At 64.7% G+C, this 15,646-nt stretch carries 11 protein-coding genes; 5 read left to right on the top strand and 6 right to left on the bottom strand.

Translation table 11 applies throughout. From position 1 onward, the window contains the following. The first annotated feature begins 224 nt into the window (after positions 1 to 224). A complete protein-coding gene (xseA, locus tag O3299_RS27120; RefSeq protein ID WP_305063653.1) occupies positions 225 to 1,586 on the top strand; it encodes an exodeoxyribonuclease VII large subunit in 1,362 nt (453 codons plus the stop codon). 81 nt (positions 1,587 to 1,667) lie between these two features. Here xseA and O3299_RS27115 read toward each other — a convergent pair whose 3' ends face one another. The 6 genes from O3299_RS27115 to O3299_RS27090 all read right to left on the bottom strand — a co-directional run bounded on the left by O3299_RS27115 (position 1,668) and on the right by O3299_RS27090 (position 9,782). After that, complete coding sequence (locus O3299_RS27115; protein WP_251349989.1) at positions 1,668 to 4,130, bottom strand: TonB-dependent receptor; 2,463 nt, start codon at positions 4,128 to 4,130, stop codon at positions 1,668 to 1,670. A 107-nt stretch (positions 4,131 to 4,237) separates the two neighbouring features. Then, entirely contained in the window at positions 4,238 to 5,278 is a 1,041-nt protein-coding gene (locus O3299_RS27110) for an ABC transporter ATP-binding protein (protein WP_305063614.1), read from the bottom strand. Between the two features lies 1 nt (position 5,279). Beyond that, a complete protein-coding gene (locus O3299_RS27105; RefSeq protein WP_305063613.1) occupies positions 5,280 to 6,653 on the bottom strand; it encodes a GH1 family beta-glucosidase in 1,374 nt (457 codons plus the stop codon). A gap of 27 nt (positions 6,654 to 6,680) precedes the next feature. Beyond that, complete coding sequence (locus O3299_RS27100) at positions 6,681 to 7,499, bottom strand: carbohydrate ABC transporter permease (protein WP_305054455.1); 819 nt, start codon at positions 7,497 to 7,499, stop codon at positions 6,681 to 6,683. Beyond that, on the bottom strand, positions 7,496 to 8,485 hold the full coding sequence (locus O3299_RS27095) for a carbohydrate ABC transporter permease (protein WP_305063612.1): 990 nt from the start codon (positions 8,483 to 8,485) through the stop codon (positions 7,496 to 7,498). Before O3299_RS27095 ends, O3299_RS27100 begins: the two co-directional genes overlap by 4 nt. A 7-nt stretch (positions 8,486 to 8,492) precedes the next feature. After that, entirely contained in the window at positions 8,493 to 9,782 is a 1,290-nt protein-coding gene (locus tag O3299_RS27090; protein WP_305063611.1) for an extracellular solute-binding protein, read from the bottom strand. Between the two features lie 420 nt (positions 9,783 to 10,202). Between O3299_RS27090 and O3299_RS27085 the strand changes: the two genes are divergently transcribed. The 4 genes from O3299_RS27085 to O3299_RS27070 all read left to right on the top strand — a co-directional run bounded on the left by O3299_RS27085 (position 10,203) and on the right by O3299_RS27070 (position 15,593). After that, positions 10,203 to 11,222: a LacI family DNA-binding transcriptional regulator gene (locus tag O3299_RS27085; protein ID WP_034751748.1), complete on the top strand. Its 1,020-nt coding sequence runs from the start codon at positions 10,203 to 10,205 to the stop codon at positions 11,220 to 11,222. Between the two features lie 212 nt (positions 11,223 to 11,434). Continuing rightward, positions 11,435 to 12,013, top strand: coding sequence for a superoxide dismutase (locus O3299_RS27080; protein ID WP_099665109.1), 579 nt, complete (start codon positions 11,435 to 11,437; stop codon positions 12,011 to 12,013). A gap of 119 nt (positions 12,014 to 12,132) precedes the next feature. Next, complete coding sequence (locus O3299_RS27075; protein ID WP_305063610.1) at positions 12,133 to 15,105, top strand: sensor histidine kinase; 2,973 nt, start codon at positions 12,133 to 12,135, stop codon at positions 15,103 to 15,105. A 116-nt stretch (positions 15,106 to 15,221) separates the two neighbouring features. Beyond that, positions 15,222 to 15,593, top strand: coding sequence for a lysozyme inhibitor LprI family protein (locus O3299_RS27070; RefSeq protein WP_305063609.1), 372 nt, complete (start codon positions 15,222 to 15,224; stop codon positions 15,591 to 15,593). Positions 15,594 to 15,646 lie beyond the last annotated feature (53 nt).

The following is a 15,646-nucleotide window of genomic DNA, read 5'->3' as shown; positions in this document are numbered from 1 at the left end:
AAGTTCCGCACACTTTCTGTGGATAACTTTGTGCGTAAGTGGCGGGGGCTATACTGATGTGCTTGATATTAAAGGTTTTTTTCCCTGTGCACGCAAATCAGGCATATGGGAATTCATCATGAAATCAAATACTTAGAAATAGAACTTGTTGTTTTGCACGATATATGACATAAGCATGACCTCGCCGATAATATGTGGACAGTTCCCTCACCTCCCCCAGCTTGATGATGACCGACACCCCGACTGACAGCGGCTTTGCCGCCCCGCCCGTGCTGACCGTCAGCGCCCTGAACCAGGCCGTCGCGCGCCTGCTCGAGCGCTCGTTTCCCCTGACCTGGATCGCCGGCGAGATTTCCAACTTCACGCGCGCCGCTTCCGGCCACTGGTATTTCACCCTGAAGGACGATGGCGCCCAGGTGCGCGCCGTGATGTTCCGCGGCCGCGCCCAGTTTGCCGGCTTCACGCCGCGCGAAGGCGACAAGGTCGAAGTGCGCGCCCTCGTCACCCTGTACGGCGCGCGCGGCGATTACCAGATCAACGTGGAAGCCATCCGCCGCGCCGGCGTGGGCGCCCTGTATGAAGCGTTCCAGCGCCTGAAGGAAAAGCTGGCCGCGCAAGGGCTGTTCGACCAGGAGCGCAAGCGCGCCATTCCCATGTTCGCGCGCAGCATCGGCATCGTCACCAGCCCGCAGGCGGCCGCCCTGCGCGACGTCTTGATCGCGCTCAAGCGCCGCGCGCCGCACGTCAACATCATCCTCTACCCCACGCCAGTGCAGGGCCAGCAGGCGCCGGAAAAGATCGCGCACGCCATCCGCACGGCATCAACCAGGGCCGAGTGCGACGTGCTGCTGGTATGCCGCGGCGGCGGCAGCATCGAGGATCTGTGGTCGTTCAACGATGAAGCCGTGGCATACGCGATCGCCTATTGCTCCATGCCCGTGATCAGCGGCGTGGGCCACGAGACGGATTTCACCATCGCCGACTTCGCGGCCGACCTGCGCGCGGCCACGCCGACGGCGGCGGCCGAACTGGCGGCCACGCCGCGCGCCGACTGGATGGCGTCCCTGCGCGCCGATGCGGCGGACCTGCGCCGCGCCATGCGCCGCAGCCTCGACGATGCGGCGCAGACCCTGGACCGCCACAGCCGCCGCCTGCTCAACCCGAAGGCGCAGCTGCGGCAGCAGCGTTTGCAGCTGCTGGCCCTGTCGACGGCCATGACGCATGCGGCGCGCGCGCCCGTGAACCAGTCGCAGTACGCACTGGAACGCCTGCGTGCGCGCTGGGCGGCCTTGCGGCCCGACGTCGCGGCGCCGCGCGCGCGCCTGGTGGAAATGCAGCGGCGCGGCGGCGCGGCCATGGCGCAGCAACTGACGCAGCGGCGCCACCGCCTCGACGGCCTGGCGGCGCAGCTGGAACTGCTCAATCCCCAGCGCACCCTGGAACGGGGCTACGCCATCCTGCGCGATGAAAAAGGGGCGATCGTGCGCTCGCCGGCGCAGCTGCAGGCACGCCAGAACGTCAGCGTGCGCCTGGCCGAAGGCAGCGCGCAGATCGGCATCGCCAGCGTGCAGGCGACCCTGGAATAAAAAAAGCCGGGGAAGAACCCCGGCCCAACACCTTCCCTACTGAGTGGACTGCTACTGCGACTGCTCTTTCCCCCTACGCCATCAGAACTTCATCGACACGCGCGCGCCAAAGGTGCGCGGCGCGTTGTAGAAGGCGCCGTAGATCTGCTGCGTGGGCTGGCATGGCATGCCCACGTCCGTGCAGATTTCATTGACGTCCAGCTTGACGGCCTTGTCGGTGGCATTCTGCACGAACGCTTCCACCGTATAAGCCTTGTTCGCCGGCTGGAAGCGCAGACTCAGATCCAGCGTCGTATACGCTTCCTGGCGCTTGACGCCGGCATGGCCCGGCACGTCGCCGTTGAACGCGCCCGCACCGACATACGACATGGTTTCGTAGTGCACCGAGGCGCGCGGCGTGAGCTGGCCGCCGGCGACATTGAAATCATGCTCGTACTGGACGGTCGTGGAAAACTTCGGCGCATGCTTCATGGTGCTGCCGCCCACGCTCACCAATGGCGCCGTCGAACCGCAGGACTGGCCATTCGCGCGCGCCGCATCGACGTCGCACGACATGAAGTCGTCATACACGGCCTTCAGCCAGGTGGCGTTGCCCGTCAGGCGGTCGACCTTTGTTGGCCGCCAGACCCATTCCGCTTCCAGGCCCTTGACGGTGGCGCCGGCCGCATTGAAGTTGGCCAGCACGCTGTTGACCACCTGCGACTCGAGCTTGTCCTTGTACTTCATCAGGAAGGCATCGAGGTTCAGGGTAAGTTCGCGGTTCAGCAAGTCCGACTTGAAGCCGATTTCATAGCTGGTCAGCTTTTCCGGCTTGGTGGTGGCGCCGCCGTCGCCGATGGCCGGCGAGTGGAAGCCCGTCGTCACGGAGCCGAACAGCAAAATGTCCGGGCGCAGCTTGTACTCGATGCGGCCCAGCCAGGTGGCCTGGCCATACTTCAGGTCCGCCGTGTTGTCGCCCGGCGTATTGCCGCAGCTGGCGGCCGTGATGGCGCCGCCGGGGCCGATATTGTGCGTGTTGGCCAGGCCCGTGCCGGGCGTGACCAGCTGGCGCAGCTGGTCGGCGGTGAGCACGGTGGTGCCCAGCGGCGTATTCGCGGGCCAATTCGGGCAAGCCCAGTTCTTGCCGCCGATGTCGAATTTATGGTCCTTCGTGTAACGCGCACCGGCCGTCAGCTTGATCTGGTCCGTCACTTGCTGGCTGACCTGGCCGAACACGGCTTTTGACTTCAACTGGCGGTCGCCCTGGATGAAGGACATGGCCGAGGCATACTGGCCCACGGTGGGCTGCACGAAAATCACGGCGCCGTTGGCGATATCCTGCTGCACGGCCGCCTGCGAAATCTGGCTGCGGTCGATATCGAAGCGCACCTTGTTCTTTTCATTGAACAGGAACAGGCCCGCCACCCACTGGAACGGCGCATCGTCGTCCGAGCGCGCCTGCAGCTCGTGCGAATAGCTGTCGAACTGCGCCCAGTCGGTACGGTTTTCCGACTTGAAGCCGGGGAACAGTCCCGCATCGGAATCGTTGCTGTTCTGGCGCTTGTAGCGGCTCCAGCTGCCCAGGTAAGTGAAGTCGAGCGCATCGGTCGGCTTGTAATTGAGCTTGCCCTTGTAGGTCAGGATCGACTGGTCCAGGGTGCCCGGCGTGTCGATCAGGGCGGAGCGCAGCTTCTCTCCCGCTTTCGGCTCGGCCGCCAGGTAGACGTTGCCGGCGCCCTGGTCGAGGAAGTAATCGGCGATGAACGTGCCGCGCAACTGCGGCGTGAACTTCCACAGCAGGGAGGCGCGCACGCCCATCTGGTCGCCGGCGCCATACTTGGCCGTGCCCGGCATGACGTTCGAGCCGCGGCGGAAGTCCACCGTGCCGTCATGGCTATCCTTGATGGCGGCGATGCGCAGCGCCACGTCGTCGGAAAACGGGATATTGATCATGCCCTGCGTCTGCAGATGGCGCTTGTCGCCCACGGTGATGCCGGCCGAGCCCATGAACTTGGCCGTGCTCGGCGCAGCCGACACGAGATTGACGGCGCCGGCCGTCGAATTGCGGCCGTTCAGGGTGCCCTGCGGTCCGCGCGCCACCTCCACGTGGCTCAAGTCATACATCAGCGCCGTGGCGCCCTGCGGACGCGGCGAATACACGCCGTCGACATAGAAGGCGACGGCCGGGTCGCCCAGCTCCGTGTGGTTGGCCGAGCCGACGCCGCGCATGTAGACGTGCACGCCGCCGGAATCGCCATGCTGCTCGACGACGAGACTGGGCACCATGGTGGCCAGCGACGCCAGGTCCTTCACTTGATTGTTTTGCAGGGTGTCCTGGTTGAAGGCGGTGACGGCCAGCGGCGTCTCCTGCACGAATGTATTGCGGCGCGTGGCCGTGACGACGATGCGGTCCATCTGCTCGGCGGCCGGTTTTGCCGCATCGGTGGCTGCCGCGGTGCTGGCCGCTTCCTGGGCCATAGCGGCGCCGCTGCCCAGCAAGATGAACTGGGCGAAGGTCGCATGCGCCAGGCTGAGGGCGATGGTATTGCGTTTGAGCTGTTGCATTGTTGTTGTCTCCTGTACCGCTGGTTGAATGATGATCACATAGCTCTTTGGCTACTGCTGCACATTTTTTGGGTGTCAATCTGAAGTCATGTCGCCTCCGTGCGGGGTCAATGGGTAGCCACGGCGCGCCCGGCCGTGTCGAATAGAAAGGCATGGCCTTCTTCCGGCGCGAAGCCGATGGTGCTGCCCTGCGCCAGCGCGTGGCGCGCCTCGCCGTGCAGCTTGATGGCCACCGCATGGGGGCTGGCGTCCAGCGTGGCGTGGATGATTTGCGCATCGCCCAGCTGCTCGATCAGGGTGACCGTGGCGCCGTAGCCTTCATTGCGCGGCACCAGGCGCAGGTGTTCGGGGCGTATGCCGACCAGCATGCCCGCCTCGCCGCCGAGCTGGCTGGCCAGCGCCGGGACGGCGGCGCACGGCAAGAAGTTCATGCGCAGGGCGCCGATGAAGCCGGCGACGAACTGGCTGGCCGGCTGACGGTACAGGTCCAGCGGCGCGCCCACCTGCTCCAGGTGGCCGCCGTGGAAGACCGCCACGCGGTCACCGAGGGTCATGGCTTCGACCTGGTCGTGCGTGACGTAGATCATGGTGGTGCCCAGTTCCTGGTGCAGCTTGGCCAGCTCGATGCGCGTCTGCACGCGCAGCGAGGCGTCGAGATTGGACAACGGCTCGTCGAACAGGAACACCTTGGGCTGGCGCACGATGGAGCGGCCGATGGCCACGCGCTGGCGCTCGCCGCCGGACAAGGCCTTGGGTTTGCGGTCGAGCAAGTGCGTGATCTGCAAAATCTCGGCCACCTTGCCGACGGCCGCGCGCACCGCGGCTTCCGGCTTGCCCGCCAGTTTCAGGGCAAAACCCATGTTGTCGCGCGCCGTCATGTGCGGATACAGGGCGTAGCTCTGGAAGACCATGGCGATGCCCCGCTCTGCCGGCGCCACGTCGTTGGCCAGCAAGTCGCCGATGCGCAGCTGGCCCGCGCTGATGTCTTCCAGTCCCGCGATCATGCGCAACAGGGTCGACTTGCCGCAGCCGGACGGTCCGACGAAGACCATGAATTCGCCGTCATGGATATCGAGGTCCAGGCCCTTGACGATTTCCGGGCCGTCGCCGTAGGTCTTGCGGATGCCGCGCAGGGAGATGGCGGCCATGTCAGTGCTCCCCGGCCAGGACGGCCGCATCGGCATGCGCGGCGCGCTGGGCGGCGATGAAGTCGCGGTACCACAGGGCGCTGTCCTTGAAGCTGCGCTGCTGCGTGGCGTAATCGACGTACAACATGCCGAAACGCTTGGCGTAGCCCGAATTCCACTCGAAGTTGTCCATCAAACTCCAGTAGAAATAGCCGCGCACATCGATGCCCTGCGCGATCACGGCGCGCAAGGCGTCCAAGTGCAGCTGCACGTATTCGATGCGCGCCTCATCGTGGATCTTGCCGCCGACGGGCTTGTCGGCGACGGCCATGCCGTTTTCCGTGATGTAGATCGGCGGCAGACGGTATTCGCGGTGCAGGCCGACCAGCAGCTCCGTCAAGCCTTGCGGATAGGTTTCCCAGCCCATGTCGTTGACGCCAAGCTTGCATTCGGGCTTGCGCGGCGGCGTCTCGGCGCTCATGAAGGCGCGCGTGTAATAGTTCACGCCGAGGAAATCGATGGGCTGCTTGATATCTATGAAATCGTTTTCAAAGATGGATAAAGCGGAAGCGTCGGCGTGTTTCAGGGCCAGGGCCGGATAGCGGCCCTTGAAGATGGCGTCCATATACCACTGCACCGAGCGCGCATATTCGAGTTCGGCCAGCTCGCGGTCCTGGGCGCTGTCGGTGGCCGGCGTGGCCGTCCACTGATTGAGCACGATGCCCAGCTTGGCCGGTGCATTCACCGTGCGCATGGTCTGCATGGCCAGGCCGTGCGACAGCAGCAGATGGTGCGACACCTGCACGGCGGCGGCCGGATCGGCCATGCCGGGCGCAAACTGGCCCGTGCCGTGGCCCAGCACGGCCGTGCACCACGGTTCGTTGTGGGTGGCGATGCTGGCGACCTTGTGGCCGAAGCGGCGCGCCACCTCGGCCGCATAGGCGGCGAAGTGGTAGCAGGTGGCGCGATTGAGCCAGCCGCCCTCGTCCTGCAAGGCTTGCGGCAAGTCCCAGTGGTACAGGGTCAGGTGAGCGTCGAGGCCCTTGGCGGCCAGGGCGTCGAGCAGGCGCGCATAGAAGGCAAAGCCGGCCTCGTTCCAGGCGCCGGAACCCGTGGGCTGCACGCGCGACCAGGACATGGAAAAGCGGTAGGCGTTCACGCCCAGGTTGGCGATCAGCTCCACGTCCTCGGCATAGCGGTGATAGTGGTCGCAGGCCACGTCGCCATTGCTGCCGTCGATGATCTTGCCATCCGTGTGGCTGAAGGTATCCCAGATGGATGGGCCGCGGCCATCGATGGTGGCGGCGCCCTCGATCTGGTAGGCGCTGGTGGCCACGCCCCAGGTGAAAGTGGCGGGAAAGTTGATATCAATGTCGTCGTTATGCATGGTGGTCATGTCAGTGTGAGTGGATTAAAGAGAGTGCTAGCCTTTGACGGCGCCTTGCGTGAGGCCCTCGATCAGGCGCTTCGAGGCGACAAAGAACATCAGCAGCAGCGGCAGCACGGCAATGGCGGCGCCCGTCATCAGCGCGCCCCACTCCGTGTTGTTCGGCGCCTGCATGCTGCGCAGGGCCAGCGGGATCGTGTAGTTCTCGACCGAACGCATGACGACCAGCGGCGTGATGAAATTGTTCCACGAGTTGATGAAGGTGATCAGGCCCAGGGTGCCCATGGCGGGGCCGATCAGCGGCAGCACGACCCGCCAGTAGATGGCGAATTCACCGCAGCCGTCGATGCGCGCCGCCTCGATCAAATCCTTCGGAATCGCCGTGCCGATGTACTGGCGCATGAGGAAAATCCCCAGCGCGCCGGCCGCTCCCGGCACGTACAGGGCGCGCGGCTGGTCCAGCCATCCGAGGAAATCCATCAGCATGAAGGTGGGAATCATGTTCATGAAGGACGGGATGATCATCGACGCCATCACCAGCGTAAACAGGGGCCGCTTGAAGCGGAATTCGTACATGGCGAAGGCATAGCCGCCCAGCGAGCAAAAGAACAAAGTCAGCGCTGTGGTCATCAGGGCCACGTACAGGCTGATGCCGATATTGCGCCAGAACGGCAGGCGCTCCTGCAGCAATTCCAGGTTGTTGAGCAGGGCCGTGCCGAACCAGCGTGGCGGCGGCAGGCTGTAGATCTCGGCGCTCGTGTGCGTGGCGAAGACGAACATGAAGTAGAACGGCGCGACCATGATCAGGGCGCCGGTGGCCACCATGGCGTAGGCCGTCCAGCGGGTGGTTTTCATCGGACCTCCTTGCGTTCATTGCGGCTGAAGATGCGGTTGTTGACCCAGGTGGTGCTGGCGATGATGAGGAACAGCAGCCAGGAAATGGCCGACGCCGTGCCGAAGTCGCCCGAGGAAAACGCCGTCTTGTAGACGAAGATGGCCGTCGTCATCACGGACTGGCTCACGCCGCTCGATTCGGCCACCAGCACGAACGGTTCCTCGAACAGCTGCAAATTACCCATGATGGTCAAGGTGACGGCCAGGTAGATCATGGGGCGCAGCTGTGGCAGGGTGATGTACCAGAATTGCTGGCGTTTCGAGGCGCCGTCGATGGTGGCCGCTTCATACAAATCCTTCGGAATCACCTGCAGCGCGGACAGGTACAGCACCAGGTTCCAGCCCAGGTAGCGCCAGAAGATGACGAAGGCGACGGCCGGCTTGATGAACAGCGAGCTGCCCAGCCAGTCGATCGACTCCGCAGGGAACAAGCCGCCGACCAGCGGCAGGCTGGTGCACCATCCGATCAGCACATTGATCTGCCCATAGTCGCGCGAAAACAGGGTGTTGAACACCATGGCGATGGCCACGCTGGAGGTGATGAACGGTAAAAAGTAAATGCCGATCACGAGGTTGCGCGAGCGCTTGAAGCTGTTGTGGATGAAGGCAGCCAGCGGAATGGCCACCAGGTGCTGCGGCACGCCCGAAGCCAGCGCCAGCCAGACCGTATTGCCCAACGAGCGCAAGAACCACGGGTCGCTCAAGGCGTACTTGTAGTTATCCAGCCCCACCCACTGCATGGCTTCCACGCCGCTGGCCGCTTCCCACTGGTTGAACGACAAATAGATGGAAAACAGCAGCGGGAACAGGCTGAAGACGGCGAACAGGATGAAGAAGGGGCTGATGAAAATGTACGGCGCCCACTTCTTCATGTTGAAGCGTTTCCTGGCGGGCCGCGCTGCAGCGGCAGCGGGCGCGCCCTCGGTACAAGGCATGGAGGTAGTCATGCTGCTCCTAGCGCCGCGCGCGGTGGGTGATCAGGGCCTTGGCGTCGGCCAGCGCCGTCTTGATATCCTTGTTTTGCGCCAGCACGCTTTCCAGTTCCATGTTGACGATGTCGCGCGCCACGGCGTCGAACTTGTCGACGCGGATGACGGGGATCTTCGCCGCCGTGTCGCGCGCCAGCAAGCGCGTCTTCTGGCCGCCGAAGTACGGCTGCGGCTCGTCCATCATGGGGTCCGCATAGGCTGCCTTCAGGGCCGGGAAGGCACCGATTTCCTTCAGCGAGTGCAGCTGGATATCCTTGTTGACGGTCATGAACTTGATGAATTCCCAGGCCTGGGCTTTGTTCGTCGCCTTTTTCGGGATGCCGTAGAAGGAGCCGCCGTACGACGCCAGCGCACCGGCCGGCAGGTTCGCCGCGCGCCACTGGCCTTTCGAATCGGGCGCCAGCCACTTGGCCAGGTGGCCGCTGAGCCATGAACCCATCATCTGGCTGGCCACCTTGTCACGTTTGAAGCCTTCGGCCCACTCGCCCGTCCAGGCCACGGTGCGCGCATCGATGCCGGCCACCCGCGCCGCCTTGGCCAGCTCGAACGCCTTGACGAAGCGGGGCGAATCGACCAGCACCTGGCCCTTGTCGCCAAAGTAAATGCCTTCGCCATCTTTCAAATTGGCGCGGATGACGATGTCGGCCAGGTCGCTGGCACCGGCCAGCAGATAGGTGCCGGTGGCGGCCTTGAGCTTCTTGCCGGCGGCGATGTACGATTCCCACGATTGCGTCAGGTCGGCTTCCTTGATGCCCGCCTTGTCCATCAGGTCCTTGCGGTAGAACAAGGTGCCCGGTCCCAGGTCGGCCGGCATGGCGCCCAGGGTGCCGCGCGAACTGGTGGCCTGCACGAAGGTGAACGGCACGAACTGGGCGCGGTACTGCCCTGCCCCGTACGGCGGCTGCAAGAGGTCTTCCATGCCCTTCGATTCGGCGAAGCTGCCGACATAGCGGAAGTCGATGGCCATCACGTCGGGCAGGCGCGCACCGGCCGCCAGCGCCGTCGTCATCGAGTTATGGTGGTCGTCGATCTGCAGGCTGACCAGCTTGACCTTCACTTGCGGATACAGTTTTTCCCACAGGGGCAAGGCCGTCTTGACGGCGCGGTCCAAGTCGGGGAACGAGGCGACGGTGATCGTGGCGGGGGCCAGCGTCGGCAGGGCTGCAGCCGGCGGAGCGGCTGCGGGCGCGGCGGCCACGCCACAGGCCAGGGTCAGCGCTGCCAGCGGGGCGGCGCCAAGGATGCTTGACTTCATTATTTCATCTCCGATTATTGAGCGTCTTCTATCTTGAAAACGTTTTCACAACATGTGTCCATTTAACACCGCAAAGAAAATCAAGTCAACCGAAAAAGTTGTCATTTTTATTGAGGGAAGCGTCGCAAGCGGCATGCCGCGGCGCCTGTTCCCCTATGACAGAGGCGAAAATACGGGTTGTCTCGGCCGCTGTTGTTTTTTGTGAAAACGTTTTCAAGCAATGTACTATCAGCAGGCCCGCCCAGGTGCGCCGGCATCATCCGACGTGCACGGCCCAGAATCTGTCGGCTTGCGCCCTGCGGGCCAAGCCGCGCTGCGCCCGACCCGCTGCGCTATCAGCTATGGCCATTTATGGTAATCTTTCGATGAAAAGGTTTTCAGAGCACTGACAACCAGCCATCTTGATACCCAGGAATCACCTTGAACGATAGCGCCCACGCTGCTCCCCCTTCCACCCTGCTCGACGTGGCCCGCCAGGCCGGCGTGTCGCCCAGCACCGTCTCGCGCATCCTGAATGGCACGGCCAGGGTCTCCGACGACAAGCGCGACGCCGTGCTAGCCGCGATCGCGCACATGAAATTCGCGCCCAACCAGATGGCACAGGGGCTGAAGAAGGGCCGCTCGATGACCATCGGCATCGTGGTGCAGGATATTTCCAGCCCCTTCTTCGACGAAAGCCTGCGCGGCGTGGACGATGGCTTGAAGGACACGGGCTATGCCTCCGTCATCGTCAGCGGGCACTGGAATGCGCAGGAAGAGGCGGATCGCATCCGCCTGCTGCTGGCAAGAAAGGTTGACGGCATCATTTTGCTGTCGGGGCGCATCTCGGACGAGAGCGTGCTTGATTTCTCGCAGCAGCGGCCCATCGTCTCGACGGGCCGCCTGCTGGCCACGAAAAGCGCCATCGGCTTCAAGCTCGACAACGAATACGGCGCCTACCTGGCCGTGCGCCACCTGGTGGAACTGGGCCACCGCCGCATCGCCTTCGTGGCCGGCCCCGCCAACAACACGGATGCGGCCGAGCGCCTGACGGGCTACCAGCGCGCACTGCGCGAAGCGGACATCGCCATCGACCCGAAGCTGATGGTGGAAGGTGATTTCCACGAGGCAAGCGGGATGCTGGCCATGAACCATTTGTTCGATACGCAGCAGCAGTTCAGCGCCGTCTTCGCCGCCAACGACCTGTCCGCCTACGGCGTGCGCCTGTGCCTCTACCGCAAGGGGATCCGCGTGCCCGACGATATCTCGCTCGTCGGCTTCGATGACTTGCCCGGCTCGTCCTACACGACGCCGCCGCTGACCACCATCCACCAGCCCCTGTACGACATCGGCCGCATCGCCACCGAAGCGCTGCTGGGGCTGATCAATGGCGAAGCCGTGCAGGCGGCCATTCCGCCTTTGGAACTGATCGTCAGGGAAACCACCCGACGCATCCGCTGAGGCTTGCGGCTGGGAACTTTTCCGCCCGATTTAGGCTGAACGAGAATCACTACGCAAACGGCATCCGCAACGCGTGCCGGAATCTGCAGCAATGGCGCATCCGCTTTACAATAGTGGCTCGTTCAGCAAGAATGCCTGCTTCAAGCAAGCTTGGCTCAACCCTCCGGCCGCAGGCTGGAAGACTCCGAACATTCACCACAAAGGGACATCACATGGAACATACTCTGCCACCACTGCCGTATGAAATGGACGCTCTGGCGCCGCATATTTCGAAAGAAACCCTGGAATACCACTATGCCAAGCATCACCAGGCGTATGTCACCAACTTGAACAACCTGATCAAGGGTACCGAGTTCGAGAACCTGTCGCTGGAAGACATCATCAAGAAATCGTCGGGCGGCATCTTCAACAATGCAGCGCAAGTATGGAACCACACCTTCTACTGGAACGGCATGAAGCCGGCCGGCGGCGGCGCGCCTGCGGGTGCCGTGGCTGACGCGATCAACGCCAAATGGTCGTCGTTCGACAAGTTCAAGGAAGAATTCACCAAGTCGTGCGTGGGCAACTTCGGTTCGGGCTGGACCTGGCTGGTGCAAAAAGCCGACGGCTCCGTCGACATCGTCAACACCTCGAACGCCGGCTGCCCGCTGACCACCGGCGACAAGCCGCTGCTGACCTGCGACGTCTGGGAACACGCCTACTACATCGACTACCGCAACCTGCGCGCCAAGTACGTGGAAACGTTCTGGGGCCTGGTCAACTGGGACTTCGTTGCCAAGAACTTCGCGTAAGCAATTCTTGTCAACGTAGGGCGAAAAGAAGCCTGCGCCACTCGCGCAGGCTTTTTTTTGCCTGCTGAAAAGCAAGGCGCTGCGCTACAATCAGCGTCCCGCCACCCCACCCTGCCCCGATGTCCGCTCGCCTGCTGCGCCGCCTGTCGATTTTGCCCCTGCTGGCGCTGCACCTGCACGCATACGCTGCAGCCCCATCGCCCCTGCTGTCCGACTACACGCATAACGCCTGGGGCGCCCTGCAAGGCGCGCCCGTCGACGTGCTGAAATTCGCCCAGGGCCAGGATGGCTGGCTGTGGATCGCCACGGCCACCGGCTTGTACCGCTACGATGGCGTGCGCTTCGACCGCGTCGACAGCGTGTACGGCCACCGTCTGCCGTCGAGCAATGTGCTGGGCCTGGCCACGCCGCCGGATGGCGCCGTGTGGGTCGGCTACCGCTTGGGCGGCGTCACCGTCTTTCGCCAGGGTGGCGCGCGCACCTACCGGGAAGCGGACGGCTTGCCGTCAGGCGCCGTGTTCCATATCGAGGCGGCGCCCGACGGCGCCATCTGGGTCGGCACGCGCGATGGCGCGGCGCGCCTGGCGCCGGGCGCGGACCGCTTCGAAGCGCAGGCCGCCAACGTGGGCCTGCCCGACAAGCGCGTGTACCAGATCCTGTTCGGGCGCGATGGCACGCAGTGGATGGGCACCATGCATGGCGTGTTTTTCCGCAAGCCGGGCCAGGCGCGCTTTTCCCATGCCTGGCCGCGCACCATGCTCACCAGTATGGATGAAGCACCAGATGGCGCCATCTGGGCCGTCGACAACCAGAGCAATTACTACCGCGTGCGCACCAGCGCGCCGCACGGCGATGCGCCCATCCGTCCCGACGCCACGGGCAACGGCATCCGCTTCGACCGCGCCGGCACCATGTGGCTGATGCAGCCCGATGGCCTTGAGCGCAAGTTCGCCCCTTCCGGCCCCAGCCTGCCGGCCCAGCGCCTGACGCGCCAGAACGGCATCAGCGGCCCGCTGCCGCAATCGTCGTTCCAGGACCGCGAAGGCAATCTGTGGTTCGGCACGTCGACGGGCCTGGACCGGCTGCGGCCGAACCGCCTGCAGACCCTGCCCGTCGCCGTGCCCTTCGACCATCCCGGCATGCTGCCGGGACCCGATGGCGACGTGTGGATCGGCGACTATGTGGGCGACGTGCGCAGCTTTACCGCCGACGGCGTCAAAAAAGTGGTATTCAAAGGAGCGCTGGCGGCCAGCCACTGGGCGCCCGACGGCACGCTGTGGCTGGGCAACGAACAGGAACTGCAGCATCGCGCGCGCAACGGCGCCATGACGCGCGTGGTGCCGCCCGTGCTGGGACTCGACCCGCAGGCGCTGCTGCAGGACCGCTCCGGCGCCCTGTGGGCCTCGTTTTCCGGCGGCGGCCTGTTTCGCCTGAGCGAAGGGAAATGGATCGCCAATGGCGGCCTGTCCGGCCTGCCGGCGGTGCTGACCACGGCCATGGCGATCGATGGCGCCGGCACCATCTGGCTGGGCCATGCCGACAATACAGTCAGCCTGGTGGCCGATGGCCAGCGCGCGGGCGCCGTCAGGCGGCTCGGCGCGCCCGAGGGCCTGCAGGTGGGCACGGTGCTGCAGCTGTACCGCGATGGCGACATGATGTGGGCCGGCGGCGAAAACGGCGTGGCCCTGTACCGCGCCGGACGCTTCCAGATGCTGCGCGGCGCGCGCGGCGCGGCGTTTCGCGGCGTGTCGGGCATCGTGCGCCTGCCGGACGGCGACCTGTGGCTGCATGGCGCGGACGGCATCGAGCATATCGCCGCCGCCAGCCTGGCCGCGTGGATGCGCGACGGCAGCGCCGTCGTCTCGGAACGCTTCGACGCGCTCGACGGCTTGCAGGGCCATGCCTCGCAGCTGCGCCCCGTGCCGTCGCTGATCCATGCGCCCGATGGCAAGCTGTGGTTCTCCACCTCGGCCACCATCGCCATGCTCGACCCGCTGCATATCCGCCGCAATCGCCTGCCGCCGCCCGTGCAGATCCACAGCTTGCTGGCCGATGGCGTGCGTTACACGCTGGACGACGGCAAGCCGCTGCACCTGCCGCAGGGCAGCCGGAACCTGCAGATCGGCTTCACGGCCCTTAGCCTGTCGATGCCGGAACGCGTGCGCCTGCGCTACCGGCTGGCGGGCGTGGACGCCGGCTGGCAGGAGGCGGTGGGTCGCCGCGAAGCGTACTACACCAACCTGGCGCCCGGCAGCTACCGCTTCGACGTCACGGCCGCCAACGAAGACGGCGTGTGGAACACGCAGGGGACAGGGCTCGACATCGTCATCGCGCCCGCCTTCGTGCAAACGCCGTGGTTCGTGCTGCTGCTGGCGCTGGGCGCCGCGCTGCTGCTGTATGGCGGCTATGTGCTGCGCATCCGCCACCTGACGCGCAATATGCAGGAACGGCTGCAGGAACGCTTGCAGGAGCGCCTGGCCGAACGCTCGCGCATCGCCCGTTCGCTGCACGACACCCTGCTGCAAAGCGTGCAGGGCCTGATCCTGTCGTTCCATGCGCATGCGGACATGCTGCCCAAGGGTACGCGCGAACGGGCGCGCCTCGATGGCACGCTCAACCTGGCCGACCAGTTGCTGATCGAAGGCCGCGACCAGATCATGGACTTGCGCGCCTCGGCCGAACCCGACGAACTGCGGCTGGCGCTGCAGCAATTCGGCAAAGGCCTGGCCGAACACCGCGCGCACGCCTTCACGGTGCATGTCAGCGGCATCTGCCGGCGCCTGCAGCCGCGCGTGCATGACGAAATCTACGCCATCGCGCGCGAAGCGCTGTTCAACGCCTCGCGCTATGCCGAAGCGGCAAACATCGTGCTGGAACTCGACTATGCGGAGCAGGCCTTCACCCTGCGCGTGCGCGACGACGGCTGCGGCCTCGATGACGCCGTGGCGCAAACGGGCCAGCGGCCCGGCCACTGGGGCCTGGTCGGCATGCGCGAGCGCGCCGCCGCCATCGATGCCAGCCTGCGCATCGACAGCCGCCCCGGCGCCGGCACGCAGATCGAAGTGAGCGTGCCGGGCCGCCTGGCCTATTGACGGCACGGCGCCGGCGGACGGGCAAGCGTCTGCGGCCTCGATGAAAAATGTTATACGATACGCAAGAGCGCTGCCTGGCTCGCCTATCCCGCCACACCACTTCCTGAAAGCACTCCATGAAAAAATGCCTGCTCGCCCTGCTGCTCTGCGCCTCCGCTTCCGCCTTCGCCAACTCGGCCTGCGACACGCCCCGCAACGACTTCGACGGCCTGTATTGCCTCAACAAGGTGTACCAGGAAGCGGACAAGGAACTCAACGCCAACTACAAGAAACTGAGCTCCCAGCTCGATGCCGGCGGCAAGCAAAAGCTGAAAACGGGCCAGCTGGCGTGGATCAGCGCACGCAACCAGAATTGCTCGAAACGCGAATCGTCGGGCTTCTATGTGAACCTCGATTGCGCCACCCAGACCACCATCGAACGCGCGAAATTCCTGCAGGACCGCGTGCGCGAATGCGTGAGCGCCGGCTGCCAGAACAGCAAACTGTGAGCTGAAGCTGCGCCAGCGCAAACGCGAGCGGGCGGTAATCACCCATACTGGCC

It is taken from the genome of Janthinobacterium sp. SUN176 (assembly GCF_030587335.1).
GTDB lineage: Bacteria > Pseudomonadota > Gammaproteobacteria > Burkholderiales > Burkholderiaceae_D > Janthinobacterium > Janthinobacterium kumbetense.
The sequence above is the reverse complement of the archived record's forward strand: the minus strand, read 5'-3'. Positions and strand labels throughout refer to the sequence as shown.